This window comes from Acinetobacter sp. YH12058 (assembly GCF_013419805.1).
GTDB classification, from domain to species: domain Bacteria; phylum Pseudomonadota; class Gammaproteobacteria; order Pseudomonadales; family Moraxellaceae; genus Acinetobacter; species Acinetobacter towneri.
Window position 1 is genome coordinate 130,035 of record NZ_VOZL01000003.1, and the last position, 17,705, is coordinate 147,739.

At 43.2% G+C, this 17,705-nt stretch carries 15 protein-coding genes; 6 read left to right on the forward strand and 9 right to left on the reverse strand.

The window, feature by feature from the left end; all coding sequences use genetic code 11:
• Positions 1-117 precede the first annotated feature (117 nt).
• Positions 118-720 carry a TIGR00730 family Rossman fold protein gene (locus tag FTU09_RS03250; RefSeq protein WP_096901050.1) on the forward strand — a complete coding sequence of 201 codons (603 nt, stop codon included), beginning with the start codon at positions 118-120 and terminating at the stop codon, positions 718-720.
• Between the two features lies 1 nt (position 721).
• Positions 722-1,135, forward strand: coding sequence for an NUDIX domain-containing protein (locus FTU09_RS03255; RefSeq protein ID WP_179995921.1), 414 nt, complete (start codon positions 722-724; stop codon positions 1,133-1,135).
• A gap of 78 nt (positions 1,136-1,213) precedes the next feature.
• On the opposite strand, the gene FTU09_RS03260 is transcribed toward FTU09_RS03255, so the two are convergent.
• The gene (locus FTU09_RS03260; protein ID WP_180079537.1) at positions 1,214-1,849 is read right to left on the reverse strand and encodes a ComF family protein; all 636 of its coding nucleotides are present in this window, start codon (positions 1,847-1,849) and stop codon (positions 1,214-1,216) included.
• Positions 1,850-1,867: 18 nt separating this feature from the next.
• A complete protein-coding gene (gene recG / locus FTU09_RS03265) occupies positions 1,868-3,913 on the reverse strand; it encodes an ATP-dependent DNA helicase RecG (protein ID WP_167846341.1) in 2,046 nt (681 codons plus the stop codon).
• A 36-nt stretch (positions 3,914-3,949) separates the two neighbouring features.
• Here recG and FTU09_RS03270 point away from each other — a divergent pair, with 36 nt between their 5' ends.
• Positions 3,950-4,783 carry an NAD-dependent epimerase/dehydratase family protein gene (locus FTU09_RS03270; protein ID WP_180079539.1) on the forward strand — a complete coding sequence of 278 codons (834 nt, stop codon included), beginning with the start codon at positions 3,950-3,952 and terminating at the stop codon, positions 4,781-4,783.
• A 127-nt stretch (positions 4,784-4,910) separates the two neighbouring features.
• On the opposite strand, the gene plsB is transcribed toward FTU09_RS03270, so the two are convergent.
• Entirely contained in the window at positions 4,911-7,475 is a 2,565-nt protein-coding gene (gene plsB / locus FTU09_RS03275) for a glycerol-3-phosphate 1-O-acyltransferase PlsB (RefSeq protein ID WP_004974675.1), read from the reverse strand.
• A 304-nt stretch (positions 7,476-7,779) separates the two neighbouring features.
• On the opposite strand from plsB, the gene FTU09_RS03280 reads away from it, so the two are divergent.
• Entirely contained in the window at positions 7,780-8,652 is an 873-nt protein-coding gene (locus FTU09_RS03280; RefSeq protein ID WP_180079541.1) for an acyl-CoA thioesterase II, read from the forward strand.
• Between the two features lie 165 nt (positions 8,653-8,817).
• The gene (locus tag FTU09_RS03285) at positions 8,818-10,059 is read left to right on the forward strand and encodes a dicarboxylate/amino acid:cation symporter (protein WP_179989913.1); all 1,242 of its coding nucleotides are present in this window, start codon (positions 8,818-8,820) and stop codon (positions 10,057-10,059) included.
• A 78-nt stretch (positions 10,060-10,137) separates the two neighbouring features.
• Here FTU09_RS03285 and FTU09_RS03290 read toward each other — a convergent pair whose 3' ends face one another.
• The 6 genes from FTU09_RS03290 to FTU09_RS03315 form a co-directional block, all read right to left on the reverse strand.
• A complete protein-coding gene (locus FTU09_RS03290) occupies positions 10,138-10,551 on the reverse strand; it encodes a VOC family protein (RefSeq protein ID WP_019836869.1) in 414 nt (137 codons plus the stop codon).
• 216 nt (positions 10,552-10,767) lie between these two features.
• Entirely contained in the window at positions 10,768-11,616 is an 849-nt protein-coding gene (gene yihA / locus FTU09_RS03295; protein ID WP_180079543.1) for a ribosome biogenesis GTP-binding protein YihA/YsxC, read from the reverse strand.
• A 130-nt stretch (positions 11,617-11,746) separates the two neighbouring features.
• On the reverse strand, positions 11,747-12,190 hold the full coding sequence (locus FTU09_RS03300; RefSeq protein ID WP_004974689.1) for an Rrf2 family transcriptional regulator: 444 nt from the start codon (positions 12,188-12,190) through the stop codon (positions 11,747-11,749).
• A 92-nt stretch (positions 12,191-12,282) separates the two neighbouring features.
• Complete coding sequence (gene hmpA, locus FTU09_RS03305) at positions 12,283-13,494, reverse strand: NO-inducible flavohemoprotein (protein ID WP_004974691.1); 1,212 nt, start codon at positions 13,492-13,494, stop codon at positions 12,283-12,285.
• A gap of 239 nt (positions 13,495-13,733) precedes the next feature.
• The gene (locus tag FTU09_RS03310) at positions 13,734-15,317 is read right to left on the reverse strand and encodes a helicase HerA-like domain-containing protein (RefSeq protein ID WP_096901360.1); all 1,584 of its coding nucleotides are present in this window, start codon (positions 15,315-15,317) and stop codon (positions 13,734-13,736) included.
• 51 nt (positions 15,318-15,368) lie between these two features.
• A complete protein-coding gene (locus FTU09_RS03315; RefSeq protein ID WP_180079545.1) occupies positions 15,369-16,559 on the reverse strand; it encodes a PLP-dependent transferase in 1,191 nt (396 codons plus the stop codon).
• A gap of 158 nt (positions 16,560-16,717) precedes the next feature.
• Between FTU09_RS03315 and FTU09_RS03320 the strand changes: the two genes are divergently transcribed.
• A complete protein-coding gene (locus FTU09_RS03320) occupies positions 16,718-17,461 on the forward strand; it encodes a type 1 glutamine amidotransferase (protein ID WP_180051895.1) in 744 nt (247 codons plus the stop codon).
• Positions 17,462-17,705 lie beyond the last annotated feature (244 nt).

A 17,705-nucleotide genomic window follows, 5' to 3' on the forward strand; every position in this document is an offset into this window, starting at 1 on the left:
GGGTGTATTTTAGACAAGGATCTTACTAAATACACTGCTCAGAATGCTATTTTATTTAAAAATCTCCCTGAAGTTTAATTTTATGGCATGACAGCCAGATAACATGGTGAAAAAATGATGTCGTCAATTGCTATTTTCTGTGGTTCTGCCCCAGGAAAAGATTCAGTTTTTGTTGAAAATGCACGAAAAGTGGGTGAAACACTGGCTGCACAAGGCAAAACTTTAATTTATGGCGGTGGGCGCTCAGGCTTAATGGGTGTGGTGGCAGATAGTACTTTGGCCGCAGGTGGTCGTGCAATTGGCGTTATGCCTGAAAGTTTGGCAGAGCATGAATTGGCGCATCCGCATTTGACAGAATTACACATCGTAGAAAACATGCATGCTCGCAAAATAAAAATGTCAGAATTAGCCGAGGGCTTTATTGCTTTGCCGGGTGGTTCGGGAACTTTAGAAGAAATTTTTGAGCAATGGACGTGGGCACAATTAGGAATTCACTCAAAACCCTGTGCTTTTTTAAATGTAGATGGCTTTTATGATGATTTGCTAAAGTTTTTAAGACAGACCTCTGAAAAAGGTTTTACTCAGCCACGTTTTTGTGAGGCATTGATAGTATCGAATTGTATTGACAATATTTTGCAGCAATTTGAACAATATCGTGTCCCTGAAATGAAATGGGAAGTACCTGAGCTAGAGTGGGTGCAGCAGGAACTGGCGAAATAAAATGGCTGAGATCAACAGCAACATCATTACTGTTGCAGCCGCAATTATTTTAAATGCTAAACAGCAGTTATTGGTGGTGCGTAAACAGCACACTGCGTGTTTTATGCAGGTCGGTGGCAAATTAGAACCCAATGAAGCACCTGAAACGACCATGTTGCGAGAAATTGCCGAAGAAATTGGCTGTCAGGCGCAAATTCAACAATTTATTGGACGCTATGAAACAGCAACGGCCAATGAGCCCGACTGCCGTTTGGTCAGTTATGTGTATTGGGTTCAGCTTGATCAGGCACCAAAAATTGCTGCTGAAATTGCCGAAATGAAGTGGGTAGATTTGGATGATCAAGATACTTTGTTGGCACCGCTGACCCATGAAGTGGTGATGCCATGGTTAAGACAATATTTACAACAAAATTAAGAGCAGTTGATCATTCTTCTATATTTTAAGTTCAACTTTTTAATGCGTTGAGCATATTCGCCTGAATAGTTTTGTTTTTTATTCAGCACTGGCGAGACAGACTGCTTCGACTTTTTGACAGCCGAGCTTGAGCAACTGCTGTTTGAGTGCATGAATTGAACTGCCCGTCGTGACCACATCATCCACAATTAAAACCCGACGAAAACGGATTTTAGGCGCATTCTGAATTTGAAATTGCTGTTGGATGTCTTCCAATCGTTCTAAGCGACTTAAGCCTTTTTGCGCGTGCTGTTGTAAGCGGGTCACAGGTTGCCAAATCGGGACATTTAAATGCCGCGCTAGTCCTTTTGCTAACAATAAAGATTGATTGTAGCCGCGTTCAGTCAAGCGGGCAGTGGAAATGGGCATCGGTACAATGGCTTGGATTTTAGGATAAGACAGTTGTTTTAGCGCGCCTACTAAAAGCAGTTGGTAATGTAACTGCTGTTCATATTTAAATTGTTGAATGATGCGATTAATTGGATAGTGATAATCAAAAGTGACTTGAATCTGCATTTCTTGTCGTTGTACCGCTTGGCTACGCCACGGCAATTGTTGCCAACAGGTTTGACAGACCGAATGTTGCCATTGCGTGTCGCTATGGCAAAGCTGACACGGCTGCAGTTGGCGCAGCCATTGTATGCCACGTTGTACTAGGCTAATCGGCTGAGTCATCTTAGGACTGCAATCCGTTTAAACATAGGCATAACGTGGTGCCTCAGGCAGCCAGCGTTTTAGCAAAGCTTCGGCATGTGTAGGATAATCGTTTAAAATTTGCTGTGCCACATGATGCGCCTGTGCCAGCAAATGATCATCCCGTTCTAATTTAGCCACCCGAAAGCCCATATCTCCCGTTTGTTTGGTTCCTAAAAGTTCCCCAGGGCCACGCAGTTCTAAATCTTTTTCTGCAATCACAAAACCATCGTTGGTTTCGCGCATAATCCGCAAGCGTTCTTGTCCATTTTGCGAAAGTGGATTTTTATACAACAGGGCACAAAAACTGGCTTTGGCACCCCGTCCGACTCGTCCACGTAGCTGATGTAGCTGTGAAAGTCCTAAACGCTCGGCATTTTCGATCACCATAATTGAAGCATTCGGTACATCGACCCCGACCTCAATTACTGTGGTGGCAATCAGCAACTGTAATTGATTGTCTTTAAATTGCTGCATGACGGCTTGTTTTTCATCGGCTTTCATTTTGCCGTGTACCAGCCCAATATTCAGTTCAGGAAAGCGTTCTTTAATTTCAGCAAAAGTCGCCTCGGCAGCTTGCGCATCTAAGGTTTCCGACTGTTCCACCAAGGTACAGACCCAATAGGCTTGTTTGCCTTCGGCACAATTGCTGGCAATGCGTTGTAAGACTTCTTCACGCCGATCTAGCGGAATAGTCACCGTTTGAATAGGTGTACGTCCTGGCGGTAGTTCATCAATCACCGAAGTGTCCAAATCGCCATAGGCGGACATGGCTAAAGTTCGCGGAATAGGCGTTGCAGTCATCACCAATTGATGCGGTGTAGTGTGATTGGCACCTTTATTGCGCAAAGCCAGACGTTGATCGACCCCAAAACGGTGTTGTTCATCAATAATCACCAAACCTAATTTGGCAAATTGCACATTGTCCTGAAATAACGCATGTGTCCCAACCACCAAATTGGCGCTACCATCTTGAATGCTCAGTTCAGCCGCTGCGCGTGCTTTGCCTTTTTGTTTGCCAGACAACCATGCCACTGTTAAGCCCAATGGTTCAAACCATTTTTGAAAGTTCAGATAATGTTGTTCTGCCAAAATTTCAGTGGGTGCCATCAGCGCGACTTGCCAACCTTCTTCTAGCGCATGACACGCTGCGACTGCAGCGACCAGCGTTTTACCTGCACCTACATCACCTTGTACCAAGCGCAGCATGGGTTTATTACGCTGCAAATCCTGCATGATTTCTTGCGAAACCCGTTGCTGTGCACCTGTCATTTGAAATGGCATGTTGCCGAGTAACGCAGGCGCTAGTTTTTGACTTGGGGAAAAGGCAGGTGAGGCAATTTGCTGAATATAAGCCCGTCGGGTCAGTAAACTGACTTGATGCGCCACCAATTCTTCAAAAATCAGGCGTTGCTGTGCAGGGTGAGAGCCTTGTGCCAATTGCAGCATATTGGCATTTAAAGGTGGATGATGAATATAATCCAACGCCTGTTTGAGTGCATAGCCATTGGTCATTTTTTCAGGCAGGAGTTCAGGCAAATCATCACTATGCTGTGTCAAGGCCTGTTTGACGTATTCACGTAATTTGGCTTGGGTCAGCCCATCGGTGCTTGGGTAAATGGCAGTCAGTTGGGTTTTAGGCAGTGGGGTATGTTCAGTAATCAGTTGTAATTCGGGGTGATACATTTCCAGACCACGCGCCCCAACCCGTACTTCGCCAAATACTCTTAAACGATTGCCGAGTTTGGCACGATCTGTAATACCTTTATAAATATGATAAAAACGTAAGGTGATTTTTCCAAATTCATCTTCTAAATTGACCGCCATCGACTTGCGTTTACCCGGTGGAAAATCGACCCCTTTAACCACACCTTCGAGTAAATAGCTGCGCCCCACGTTTAATTGGTTCATGGGAATGATCGTGCTACGATCTTCATAGTCACGCGGTAGATGAAACAGCAAGTCATCTGTGGTGAAAATATTTAGTTTTTCGAGTAATGCAGCAGAGGCAGAGCCTACCCCTTGCAACTGATGGACTGCAGCCATGTCCCCTCAACTTCAAATGCTATGATTAGGTGCTGAATGCATATTCTATTTATTGGTTATGGTAAAACATCGCAGCGTGTTGCAAAACAACTATTTACGCTCGGTCATCAAATTACCACAATTAGCCGCAGTCCGAAAACAGATCCTGATATGACGCATCTGCTTCAAGATATTCAACAGCTCGATTTATCACAGACTCAACCTGTTGATGCCGTTTATGTATTACTTGCACCATCTCGGAATACGGTTTTGAGTTCTGTAGAAGCGTATCAACAGACTTATGTAGATTCTGTGCAGCCGATTGTCGCTGCATTAAAAGATCATCCTGTAAAGCGAATTATTGTGGTGTCATCTACACGGGTTTATGGCGAAAACGCAGGTGAATGTATTGATGATGATACTGTGCCTAAGCCGAATGATGTACAAGGGCAGTTGTTGTTGCAGATGGAACACTTGTGGCAACAGGCTTATCCTGAACAATGTGTGATCGTACGTCCTTCGGGTATTTATGGCACTTCGACTGCACGCATGCTCAAACTTGCAGAAAGCACGCAAAGTTACCCGAATATACATTGGTCAAATCGAATTCATATTGATGATTTGGCGGGGTTTTTGGCACATTTACTTCACGTGGAACATCCTGAACCAGTTTATATTTGCAGCAATAACCAAGCTCAGCCTTTGCATGAAATGATTTTAAAGATTCAGCGTGAATTGAATTTACCTGAGTTGGTGTTGGAAGGTGAGCGTGAAACAGGGAAAAGGATTTTTGCTACGCGCATGGAGAAAACAGGATTTCAGCGCAAACATGAGGATTATTTTGATCATCTAAGAATTACGCAAAGTGATTCACCTGAAATCGGAGAATAAAAGTTCTCTTGCTAGGAAAGGGCTAGCGAGAGGTGATTTTTAAAATCTCAAATATTGAGCTTTTATTCACCCTCATCCCCAACTTTCTGCCTGAGCCATTTATGGCGTAAGAGAAGAAGCTTAAAAATTACTTCTTCTTACGTTTCAAGCGTTTTTTTGCTTGTTGTGCAGCAAGTGCTTCTAACGCCTCACGCAATTCTTCATCGCTAAAGGTGGTGATGTGTTGCAGCATCTGTAAAGTCACATCATCCAACACCAAATTGGCGTATTGTGCGACGTTTTTAAAGTTATCATCAAACACAATCGCATTGTCACTGTTGGTGCTGATATAACCTTGCTGAGTTAAGACTTTAATAAAGCTTTGGAACAAGGCTTTGTCAAAGAATTCAGGTGAGTTGAATTCATACAGCACCGACAAACGCTGACCGACCAAATGGCTGAGTTCTTCGACCTGACGTGCCGAAATATTGCCTGAGCCGCGTTGTGTAATCAGCGCCAGTGTCATGTAATAACGCTCTAAACTCTGCATTACAGGTGCAGCCAATACTACCAACTGGTTATGGTCTTCACTATTTGGTGCAGGTGAAATTAAGTTGCCTTCCGCATCTTCAGAAATCAATTTGGCCTGAATTAACGCTTCTACATAGGCACAAATCCGTTCTTTGAGTTCCTGATCTTGCCATTTCAAGAACAACTCAGCTTTCAGGAACGGATATAAAGTACGAATGACGTTGATTAAATCACCACGACGAATCGAACCATTATGTTTCACCAATGCTGCAATTAAAGATGGTAAGACAAAGGCATGCAAAATATTGTTGCGGAAGTAGGTGAGTAACACCGCCTGATGGTCTTCAATCGCGATAATATCGCCCAAAACGTGCTGCACTCGTTTAATCAGTTTGAGTTTTAAGCCGTAGGCAATAATTTCTTTACCTGATAATGGTGTGACTTGAGTGCGCTCATCATAAGGCAGGGCAGTGAGCAGATTACGGTAAGTGTCTAACTGCTTCACACAAATTTCTTCATCCAAGGTATGTTTTGGTGTTGCCAGTAAAATCAGCGATAACAAAGATACCGGGTTAATTACCGCAGCACGGTTAATGTTTTCCAAAATCGCATGTGCCGAAGTATTCACTGCATCTGACACTTGTGGTGGAATAGGATCATCATTTTTTTCAATGCTGATGTGTTCGGCATCGTGTTGTTTTAGAACATCATCTAAAAACACAGGTTCGCCAAAATTGACATGCACCTTGCCAAAAATCCGTTCAATCTTGCGCATGGTTTTTAAAATGCCCATTAGCGATTCAGATTCTTTTGGCTTGCCTTGCATTTCACCGACATAGGTTGAACCTTCCATCAGGCGTTCATAACCAATATAAGTTGGCACAAAAGCAATCGGTTTAGCACGACCACGCAAATGACTGTGAATGGTCATGGCGAGCATGCCTGTTTTTGGTGGCAACAAGCGGCCTGTACGTGAACGTCCACCTTCAATAAAGTATTCAAGCGGCGTGTTACGCGACAAAATACTGAATAAATATTCTTTAAAGACGGTTGTGTATAAGCCGTTGCCACGGAAAGTACGACGGATAAAAAACGCACCGCCACCACGAAGCAATTGACCTACAAATGGCATATTCAGGTTATCGCCCGCAGCAATGTACGGCACCATCATGCCGCGTTTGTAAATCACATAAGACAGCAATAAATAGTCGATATGACTGCGGTGACATGGGGTATAGATAATTTCATAGTCTTTGGCCAGTTCGCGCACGGTACTAAAATTATGCACTTCCACGCCATCGTACAATTGTGTCCATAAGCGGGTCAGTGCCATATCGGCAAAGCGTACCGCTGCATGAGAGTAGTCCGACACGATTTCATTTAAATAACCAATCGCACGACGCTCGGCTTCAATCACGCTAATTTTACTGCGTAAACTTTCACGACGAATGGCATCTTGCACATCGGGAGATTTAATCAGACTGAGCATGACATTGCGGCGGTCAGACAAGTCTGGGCCAAGTACGACTTCACGTTGTCCATCTAAGTAATTATTTAGAGTGTTAACAATAAAGGTCGCAGGCGACAGGTTCGGATGCTCAGTTTTGGCATGTTCAATTAAAGCGCGTAATGATTGTGGCTCGTGAAATTCCAAATAAGACTGACGACCATGCACCCCAATATTCATTAACTGCTTGACTGTGCCAGGCGTTGCCCACGTATCGGTAAACAGTAGTTTAAACCACGAATCCTCTTTGTCTGGAGAACGTCCCCACAACACGGTCACAGGTACCAATTCAATATCAAGTTCTGGGTGTTGTTCTAATTGTTCAATTAAACGTAACAAGCGTGGCGGAAAAGCATAAGGTGGTGGATTGAGTAGGTTGTTCTCATCGTGATGCTGTAAAAACAGAATCGAGGCTTTTTCTTTATGTGAACCCATCACCAATGGATCAAGCGCAGGCGTGAGTTTTAAGCGACGTGTTTCGCCATCGACCACCAAGGCATTGCTGCGTGAGTGATTTTGCAATACGTAGCAAGTTATCTTGGTGCGAGTGGCATTTGAGTCTACACTTTGCGCATCCTTGACAGGGACTTCACCCAAAACATGCGGTGTCACCACAAGGTCAAGCAGCTTACCAGAAAGCTGACGATACATTTGACCAAAACCACGCTTGGACATATTCACTCCTACTTCATCACCTAAGTCCCTAGCCAGTAGGGAATTTATTTTGCGTCATTGTATCTAATAATCGCGCTGCATTTTTAGATAATTTGCATGAATATTGTTAGATTTTATCGTTGAAAATCGTATTTTTAGCAAAATTGATCGGCTAAGTTGTGACACAGCGGTCAGTCTTTGATGGGTAAAAGATGCAGAATCTATGGCAAAATAGCAGGCTTAAAATAGTCAGTTTATTTTGACGATTTATTTTTTCATCGACTTCGATCCCGCATCCCCAATTTCCGCCATACATAGGTTAGTTATGAACGCACTCACACAAGAGCTGGTTGAACTTCTTTGTTTAGAAAAGTTAGAAGAAAATATCTACCGAGGTATCAGTCGTAACTTGGTGGGTAAACGTGTTTTTGGTGGACAGGTTTTGGGACAGGCTTTACGTGCTGCATCTTATACCACTGATCGTCCTGCGCACTCATTGCATGCCTATTTCTTGTTTGGTGGCGATGTCAACGCACCTATTATTTATGAAGTTGACCGTTTGCGTGATGGTAAAAGTTTTTCTAGCCGTCAAGTACGTGCCATTCAGCATGGGCGTACCATTTTTACTGCGATGGTGTCCTTTGCGCCGTTGGAAGACGGTCTGAATTATCAAATTTCAGAGCCAAACTATCCTGCAGCAGAAGCTTTAAAAAACGAAGCGGAACTCAAACAGCATATTGTCGAGTTTGTACCTGAAAATGTGCGTGCCAGTTTTATGCGTGATCGCTTGGTGGAGATTCGCCCGATTAATCCGAGCAATCCATTTTTACCGCAGCCTGAAGAACCTACTTATGCACACTACATTCGTACCCATGACAGCATTTCACCAGAGGTGGATGAAGTGTCTTTGCATCAGGCAATTGCGGCATTTTATTCAGACTTCACGTTAATGACCACAGCACTGCGTCCGCATGGTTTGAGCTATTTATCACCAAGTTTGCAGTGTGCCAGTATTGACCATGCCATGTATTTCCATAAACCGTTCCGTGTGGATGACTGGATGCTGTACGACATGGAAGCCACCATTAGCACTAGTTCGCGTGGTTTGAACTTTGGGCGCATGTGGCAAAATGGTGAATTGGTGTGTAGCACCAGTCAGGAAGGCTTGATTCGTTTACGTGAAATCGAAACGCAATAAAATATAGCCTTTAAAATCTACATTCATCAGCCGACATTCATGTCGGCTTTTTTACATCCTGAAGCACGATCTGAACCTAATCAAAGTGCGCTAGAAAAATAATACTCGATTCAATTTCAGCCACATGGCATAGTCCACACATCACATTAAAAAACTCAATTGCGTATGAGCCTCAATACACAAATTCTAATTGCCGCAATTTTGGGTGTGGTGTTTGGTTTTATTCTGAATCTATTTCCAGACAGCACATTTTTTAGCGCCAGTTTGTATGGCATTGGTTTAATGAGCAGTATTTTTATTGGTTTACTGAAAATGCTGCTGATCCCACTAATTTTTAGCTCAATTGTGGTCGGTGTGTCGAACTTACAGGCTGTAGGGCAATTGAGTCGAGTCTGGAAAATTACGTTGGCGTGTTGTGTCACCACCACGACTTTGGCTTTAATTTTAGGTTTGGCGTGTGCGCATTTATTTGCAGTGGGTAAAGGCGTAGATATTGTGATGTTTCAAGATGCTATGGCGCAGCATCAAAGCCCAGACACGCTTACGCCGTCTTCGTTTTTTACCAATTTCATTCAAAACACCTTAATCAATCCGTTTAAAGCTTTTGCCGAGGGTAATGTTTTGGCAGTGGTGATATTTGCCTTATTGGTGGGTGTGGCGCTGGTCAAAGGCGGGGAGCACTTTAAAACGGTACGTAAACTCAGTCAGCAATTTTTTGAAATTATGATGTTGATGATTGGCTGGGTAATGAAACTGGCATCTTTGGGGATTTTTGCTTTATTGGCTAAGTTGGTTGCAACCGAAGATATTTCAGTCCTGAGTCGTTTGGCAGAGTTTGCTGCAGTGGTCACGGGCACCACGATTTTTCATGGTGTGGTGGTCTTGCCTTTGCTGTTGTGGATATTTGGCAAAATGGATCCGATCACCTTTTTTAAAGGCACACGTGCTGCCTTAATTACGGCTTTTGCCACCAGTTCCAGTTCTGCCACTATGCCACTTTCGATGAAATGTGCGCAGGAAAATTTAGGTGTGCGTCCGCAAACTGCAGGCTTTGTGATCCCGTTAGGTACACAACTGAATATGGATGGAACGGCATTGTATGAAGCTGCAGCGGCTTTGTTTGTTGCCAATTTAATGGGGCTGGATTTAAGTTTAGGACAGCAATTAATTGTCTGTGCCACAGCCATGATCGCTTCTTTGGGCGCGCCTGGTATTCCAAGCGCAGGTATGGTGACGATGATTATGGTATTACAATCGGTGGGCTTGCCTGCAGAAGCGATTGCGATTTTATTGCCGATCGACCGTTTGTTGGATACTGTGCGTACTGTGGTCAATGTGCAGGGCGATATGATGATTAGTGTGGTGGTCGATCGGCATACTCGTGATGACCCTGCACTGCATTCCTGATAATGGGTTTAAAATCGAATCAAGTTTTCAGCATCATCCTGTTTTATTGTGCTATGCAAAGACATGAGCCAAAGCAGATTAATCCCAACATGGGCTGTAGGCCACTTCCCAAATATGACCATCTAAGTCCTGAAAATAACCTGCATAACCGCCGTAAAAGGTGCTCTGTGCAGGTTTTAAAATTTTCGCACCTGCATTTTTTGCTTGTTTCAATACCTGATCGACCTCGAGTGGGCTATGTACATTATGTCCTAAAGTGATTTGTGCAGCACTGCTGGCTGTACCTGTTAAGCCTGTATCTTGTTGTAAACTTTGTTTAGACCATAAAGCCAGTTTTAAGCCTGCTTGCAGTTCAAAAAAGACCACCGCACCTTGTTCAAATTCCTGTCCAATAATGCCTTCAGTTACAAGTCCTAAGCCGTCGCGGTAAAAATCGAGTGCACGTTGTAAATCTTCTACCGCTAAGGTAATCACTGAAATGTGTGCCTGCATGTTTGATCTCCTTATCTTATGTAATTGTTTAAGCGTTTAATTGTTATGATCTTGACAGTAGGGCATTTCTGGCTGCGTTGTAAAGTGCAACTTTGGTGGAGAGGGAGATTGTGATTACGGCGTAAAACTGAAAGTGGACATGCAAATAAAAAGTCCTATTCGAGATTGAGCGAATAGGACTTTATGTTATAGACCAATAGTCAGTAATTTAACGGACTATTTGGTTTCGGTATCAGATGCGGTTAAATAGTCAGTTTCTAAAAATTCAGGCTGATCAACATCAACATCAACATCAACATCATCGCCAGTCGCTTCTGGAATGCTGTCTAAATCAAATTGATGCGCTTGTTCTAAGGTAAAGTTCAAACGTCCGCCCATCACACTCGCAAGTTCTTCCAAACCTTGCTTATTGAGTGATGAAAACAATTGAATCGAGAAATCTAGTTTCATCTTTTTCAACTGCTGTTTGACTTCAAGCAATACTTTATTGGCAGGGCCGCGGTTGAGTTTGTCCGATTTGGTGAGCAATACATGCACGAACAATTTACGCGAATACGCCCATTCCAGCATCATCACATCAAAGTGCTGTAAGGGATGGCGAATATCCATCAGTAACACCAAGCCTTGTAAGCTTTTACGATGAATCAAATAATTTTCGAGTTCTTTTTGCCACACAATTTTCATGGCTTCAGGTACGGCTGCATAACCATAACCGGGTAAATCGACCAAGCGCTGCTCAGGGTTGCCCAAACTAAAGAAGTTGATCATTTGGGTGCGCCCCGGTTTTTTAGAAGCACGTGCCAATTGTTTTTGATTGGTTAAAGCATTAATTGCACTGGACTTACCTGCGTTGGAGCGTCCTGCAAAAGCCACTTCGTAGCCAGTATCTTCTACACATAAATTCAGTTTAGGCGCACTCATTAAAAACTCGGCTTTACGCAGCCAGTTTAAGGCGCGAACAGAGTATTCAGTAATGGCAGGGTCTACTTTTTTCTCGTAGCTAATTTTCTGCCGTGGCTGTGCTGCTGCCTTACTGTTTTTCGATTTTCCTCTGCTATGGTGCATAACTTAACTTCAATTCATGGTCTACAAACAGGCATTATAAAGCAAGTCATACAGGCAAGCGACCTTTGCGCTCTGAATGCCCGAAAAAAGCAACATCTAGGATGATATTGCTTTGACCGTTTAAGTTACTTTAAAGATGAATCAGCGGGATTGGAGATTGTGTACTGAACTGTAAATTGGGTACAGGCTGTAGCACTTCACCCAAGCTGTATTGATCTAAGCTTTGATAAAACTGTTCCATTGCCTGATTGAGAATGCCTTTTAGTCCACATTGCGCACGCAGCACGCAGGGCGGGGTATTACACTCTACAATTTGATTTTCACCTTGCAGGATTCTCACCACATGACCTAAACGCAAAGGCAATGCTTCAGGATGCAAGCGAATCCCGCCACCTTTACCACGAGTGGTAATTAGCCATCCTTGCTTACCCATAAAGTGAACGATTTTTACCAGATGGTTCTGGGAAACATGCAAATCCTGTGCAATTTCCGCAATGGTATAGGGTACATCTCGAGGACGCGAGATATACATTAAAATACGCAGCGCATAGTCGGTGAATTTATTTAATTGCATGATCGCACAGATGTTTTTTTTAAATACAAATAAATTAAGGCTAGTCTAGCATAACTAGACTAGCCTTACCTATTAGCTTTTAACGCTTTAGATTAGTGGCGAACACCACCTGTACCAAACGCTTCGCTATGGATTTGCTCATCTTTGATGCCACGCGCAAGTAAAGCTTTACGCTGTTCTGCCATGAATGGCATTGGACCACATAAGTAGTAATCTGCATCGGCTGGTAATAGCGCTGCATCTACAGTGCTGAGGTCTAAACGACCTGCAACATCGTAATCTTGACCCAGTACATCACCTTCGTTCGGGAACTCATACGCAGTCAACGTATGAATACGTGGACATTTTGCAGTTAAGTCTTGGAGATGCTGTTTCATGGCATGTACTTGTTTGCTACGACATGCGTGAATAAATGTCACAGGTTGTGGCACATCTAAAGTCACCAATTGATTCAACATTGCAATCATTGGTGTTAAGCCAACGCCGCCACTAATGAAGACATTGCGTTTGTTGCTGTCGATGAGGAAGAAGTTACCTGTTGGTGCAGATACTTCAACTTCAGAACCTTCTGGTAATTGGTGCAATACGTTCGATACCCAACCTGCAACTTTATCTGCACCATTGCCTGGCTCACGTTTTACAGAAATACGTAAGTAATCTTGTTGTGGGCTAGTCGATAGCGTGTATTGACGTGGTTGCTTCAAGCCAAGTTCAGGTACAAATACGCGTACTGAAATATATTGACCTGCTTCGTATTTTGGTAAATCGCCACCATCTACTGGCTCGAAGTAGATTGAAGTGATTTCGTCACTTTCTACAACTTTCTTGGCAATTTTGAAATTACGCCAGCCTAACCAGCTGCCTTTAGTTTGTTCGTGTTGTTCGTAGATTGCACGTTCAGCATTAATAAACACTTCTGCTAACTGACCATAAGCAGCTGCCCATGCATCAATTAGAGGATCTTCCATTGAAATATTTAATACTTCGCTAATAGAGTGAAGTAGGTTTTCGCCCACAATATTATAGTCAGGTGCTTGAATGTTTAAGCTCACGTGTTTGTGGGCAATCAATTCAATCACAGGCGCAAGCACAGAAGGATCTTCAATGTTTTCAGCATAAGCCAATACAGCACCTGCAAGCGCTTGAGCCTGCGCACCACTACGTTGGTGACCCATGTTAAAGGTTTCTTTTAGATCAGGATTATTCCCCAACATGCGGTTATAGAAATAACCAGTCAGTGCGACACCATTTTCACGGAGTACAGGAACAGTTGCTTTTACAAGGTCAATTTGCTGTGGAGTCATGTTCGATCTCTCATGGCTGTTATTTATAAGATGTATTCAAAATACATCTTATAAATAAGGATTGCAAACATTTTTTTGTGAAACCTTAAAAAAAATATGGATTATAAAAATATCCCATTATTTTTAAAGTTTTTATGGGGTTTGTAGATGTGACAGCGAGAGGTTTGTAAGTGTTCATTTAGGTTTTGGATGGTGCATCCATGAATGAAATCTATACAAACCTCATCGTTTATAACATGCTATTTCTTACCAAATAATGACCCTAACAAACCTCGTACAATTTTCTGCCCAGTAGAACCGCCTAAGCTGCGTGCTGCGCTTTTGGCAAAGGTACCCACAATATCTTGAGTCAGTTTTTCACGCTGTTTGGCAGCGCGTTCTGCTTCTTTTTGCTGTTCGCGGGCTAGACGTTCTTGCTCGCGCGCTTGTTGTTTGGCGAGTGCTTCGGCTTCTTTTGCCTCTTGCTTGGCGCGAGCTTCAGCTTCTTTGGCTTCAATTTTAGCTTGTTCTGCTGCTGCGGCTAGTTGCTGACGTTGTTCAACTTTTTGTTGCAGCATTTCATAAGCACTTTCACGATCTAATTGCTGCTCATACACACCTGCAATAACACTCTGGCTGATACAGGCTTGACGTTCTTCTGTGCTAATTGGGCTAAACGATGAGTAGGGCGGCATTACCCAAGCGCGTTCTACAATTTGCGGTGTGCCTTGTTCATCTAAGCAACTAATTAAGGCTTCACCTACCGCAAGTTCGGTAATGGCTTGTTCAACTTTAAAGTCTGGGTTGGCACGGAATGTATCTGCGGCAGTTTTTACTGCTTTTTGGTCTTTGGGTGTAAAAGCACGTAAGGCATGCTGAACACGGTTACCCAATTGTCCCAATACGCTTTCAGGCAAGTCCAGCGGGTTTTGGGTCACAAAATAAATCCCCACGCCTTTAGAGCGAATTAAGCGTACCACTTGTTCAATTTTTTCTTGTAGCGCGCTGCTGGCATTGTCAAATAACAAGTGTGCTTCATCAAAAAAGAACACCAGTTTTGGCTTGTCCATATCGCCCACTTCAGGCAATTGTTCAAACAGTTCTGATAACATCCATAATAAAAAGGTGGCGTACAGTTTTGGCGTGTTCATGAGTTTGTCTGCAGCCAAAACATTAATATTGCCGCGTCCCTGACTGTCAGTTTGAATAAAATCCAAAATATCCAAACTCGGCTCACCAAAGAATTTATCACCGCCCTGATCAGCTAAAGCCAGTAAATTGCGCTGAATCGCACCCAAACTGGCTGGAGAAAGATTGCCATACTCAGCTTTAAATTCACTGGCGTGTTCGCTGACATAGGTCAGCATGGCTTTTAAATCTTTAAAATCAATCAGTAATAAACCCTGATCATCGGCAATACGGAATACCGCAGACAACACGCCCTCTTGGGTGTCATTCAGGTTCAGCATTTGCGCCAATAATAACGGGCCAATTTCAGAAATGGTGGTACGAATCGGATGACCTTGTTCGGCAAATAAATCCCAAAACACCACAGGAGATGCTGCAAACGGAATGCTTTCGATACCTAAGCTCTTAATACGTGCATCAAACTTTGGGCTGCTGCTGCCTGCTTTGGCTAGACTGGAAACATCGCCTTTGGCATCGGCTAAAAATACGGGTACACCAATTCGTGAAAAGCTTTCTGCCAAGACTTTTAAGGTGACGGTTTTACCTGTACCTGTTGCACCTGCAATTAAACCGTGGCGGTTGGCAAACTGTGAATGTAAAACCACGTCTTGTTGAACGTCGGCAGTTTTTTTACCAATAACGATTGCTGTACTCATATTTTTATCCTGATTTATATAGCTATTGTTAAAATGATGATCTGTGCTGCATTAGTCGCTGAAGCGTTGTAAGGCATTTTGAATATCGTGAATTAAATCTGTAGGATGTTCTAGTCCAATACAAAAACGCACCAATAATCCTTCAGCCAAGTGAGAATGATCTAAGGTACGCATGGTCTTGAGATCGTAAAGCATCACTAAACTTACAGGGCCGCCCCAGCTAAAGCCGAGTTTAAATAAAGATAAAGCATCGCAGAATTGACGTACAGCGGCTAAATCATATTCAGGCTTAAAAATCACACTGACCAAACCTGCGCTGTGTCCATCGCGGCAAATTTCTTTCCAATACGCATGCCCCGCAGATGTGGCATCAGCAGGATGCAACACCTGAGCAAATTGTGGTTGTAGTTTCAGCCAGTTCAGTAACTGCAAACAGCTTTGCGCTTGGTGTTCATAGCGCAATTGCATTGAGGCTAAGCTACGTTGTACTTGCGCAACATCATCGCCCGATACACAAATGCCTTGGATGGCATGCATACGAAATAATTGATGATGTAAATGTTGATCACGGGTCACCACAGAACCCATTAATATATCGCCACCACCACTTGGGTACTTGGTTAGGGCATGGACACTTATATCGACACTTAAATGATCGTCACCAAAATCGAAAGCATTAAAAGCAAGCCCTGCACCCCAAGTGTTATCTAAGGCTGTGAGCATATGATGTGCTTTGGCTTTTTTGACTAAGGCGCTCAAATCGGGAAATTCCAACGTGACCGAGCCTGCGGCTTCCAGCCAAATCAGTTTGGCTTTTGCAGAGGGTTGAAAACTTGCAACATCAATTGGGTTATACACTTTTACCGCGATGCCATAACGCTGCGCTAAATTGCGTAAATGCTCCATATTGGGACCGTAAATATTGTCGGCCACCCAGACTTCATCGCCTTGACTTAAAAAGCAGGAATTCACCAAATTAATGGCAGACAGTCCGCTCGGTGCAAGTAAGGCGTATTGCCCACCTTCTAATTGCGCAATTTGGTCGGCAAGGGTAAAGGTGGTTGGGGTGCCGTGTGTGCCATAACTATAGTCATAAGCATCTGTCCAATGGCGATTAAACAGTGCATCGGTATTCTCAAAAATAATGGTCGATGCACGAAATAGGGGAGGTTGTACTGTCGAAATATATTGCGGGGCACGTCGTGGTGCATGAATTAACACAGTTTGAGCATTCTTTTTCACAATCTCACTCAGAAAATAAAACCATATTGGCTTTAGATTAAGAGAAACACAGGCTTAAAGCTATAAAAAGCTGAACGCTTTAAAAATACAAGATGAGTCTTGAAGTTGGCGTTATTTTTGCAGAAGCTCAAGTGTAGACATAACTCAGGATGATTAAGATGCAAGCGCCATTAAGAGTGCATTATTTTCAACATATTGCCGAAGAAGGTTTTGGGAGTTGCTATAGCTACCTGAAACAAATGCAGGCACACATCAGTGCCACCGAATTTTTTGCTTTGCCACCCGAACAAAATATTGAAATTGAAGCTTTGCCACGGGTCGAAGATGTCGATTTATTGATTGTGATGGGCGGCGCCATGAGTGTCAATGATGAGGCGAACTATCCCTGGCTAAAAATTGAAAAGCGCTGGATTCGACGTTATTTCGCTTCAGGCAAGCCTGCTATTGGCTTGTGTTTGGGTGGGCAGTTAATTGCCAATGCGTTGGGTGCAGCGGTCAGTCGTAATCCAGAACAAGAGCGTGGTTGGCATCCAGTCTATAAAGTCGAAAATACACCAGAAACCTGCTTTCAAATACCTGATCAAATCACAGTGATGCAGTGGCATGGTGAAACTTTTGAATTACCAAAGGGCGCGGTAAGACTTGCCAGTAATGCCGCCTGCGCTAATCAACTCTATCAAATTGGGAAAAATGTACTAGGATTCCAATTCCATCCAGAAATTACCCCACAAGCTTTGCAGCTGTTTTTAGACAATGCCGAAATGAAACCAGCATTTTCGGGCATGTATGTACAACCCGCGCATGAATTAAAACAGATGTCTGCGGCACAATTTCAGGCAGGCAACCAATTAATGAATCGTGCAATAGATTATGTTTTAGCACAAAGCAAACTTCGAGAATAAAGTCATGGATTGTGGCGCAAACACAGAAAAGAAAGTTAGGTCAGGGCGATGACGATTTCTGCTGTCAGGGATGGTTGGAATGGTCAAAATGCAGATTGTCTAAATTTACACTCAATAAATGGATAGGAATGCTGCCTAACTCATATATAAAGTGCTAATCGTATATTTTAAAAAGAGAAATCGGCAGAGCGTGAAAAATAAAGCAATAAAGCCAAAAAGAGATTTGCTTATGCATTAAACAATC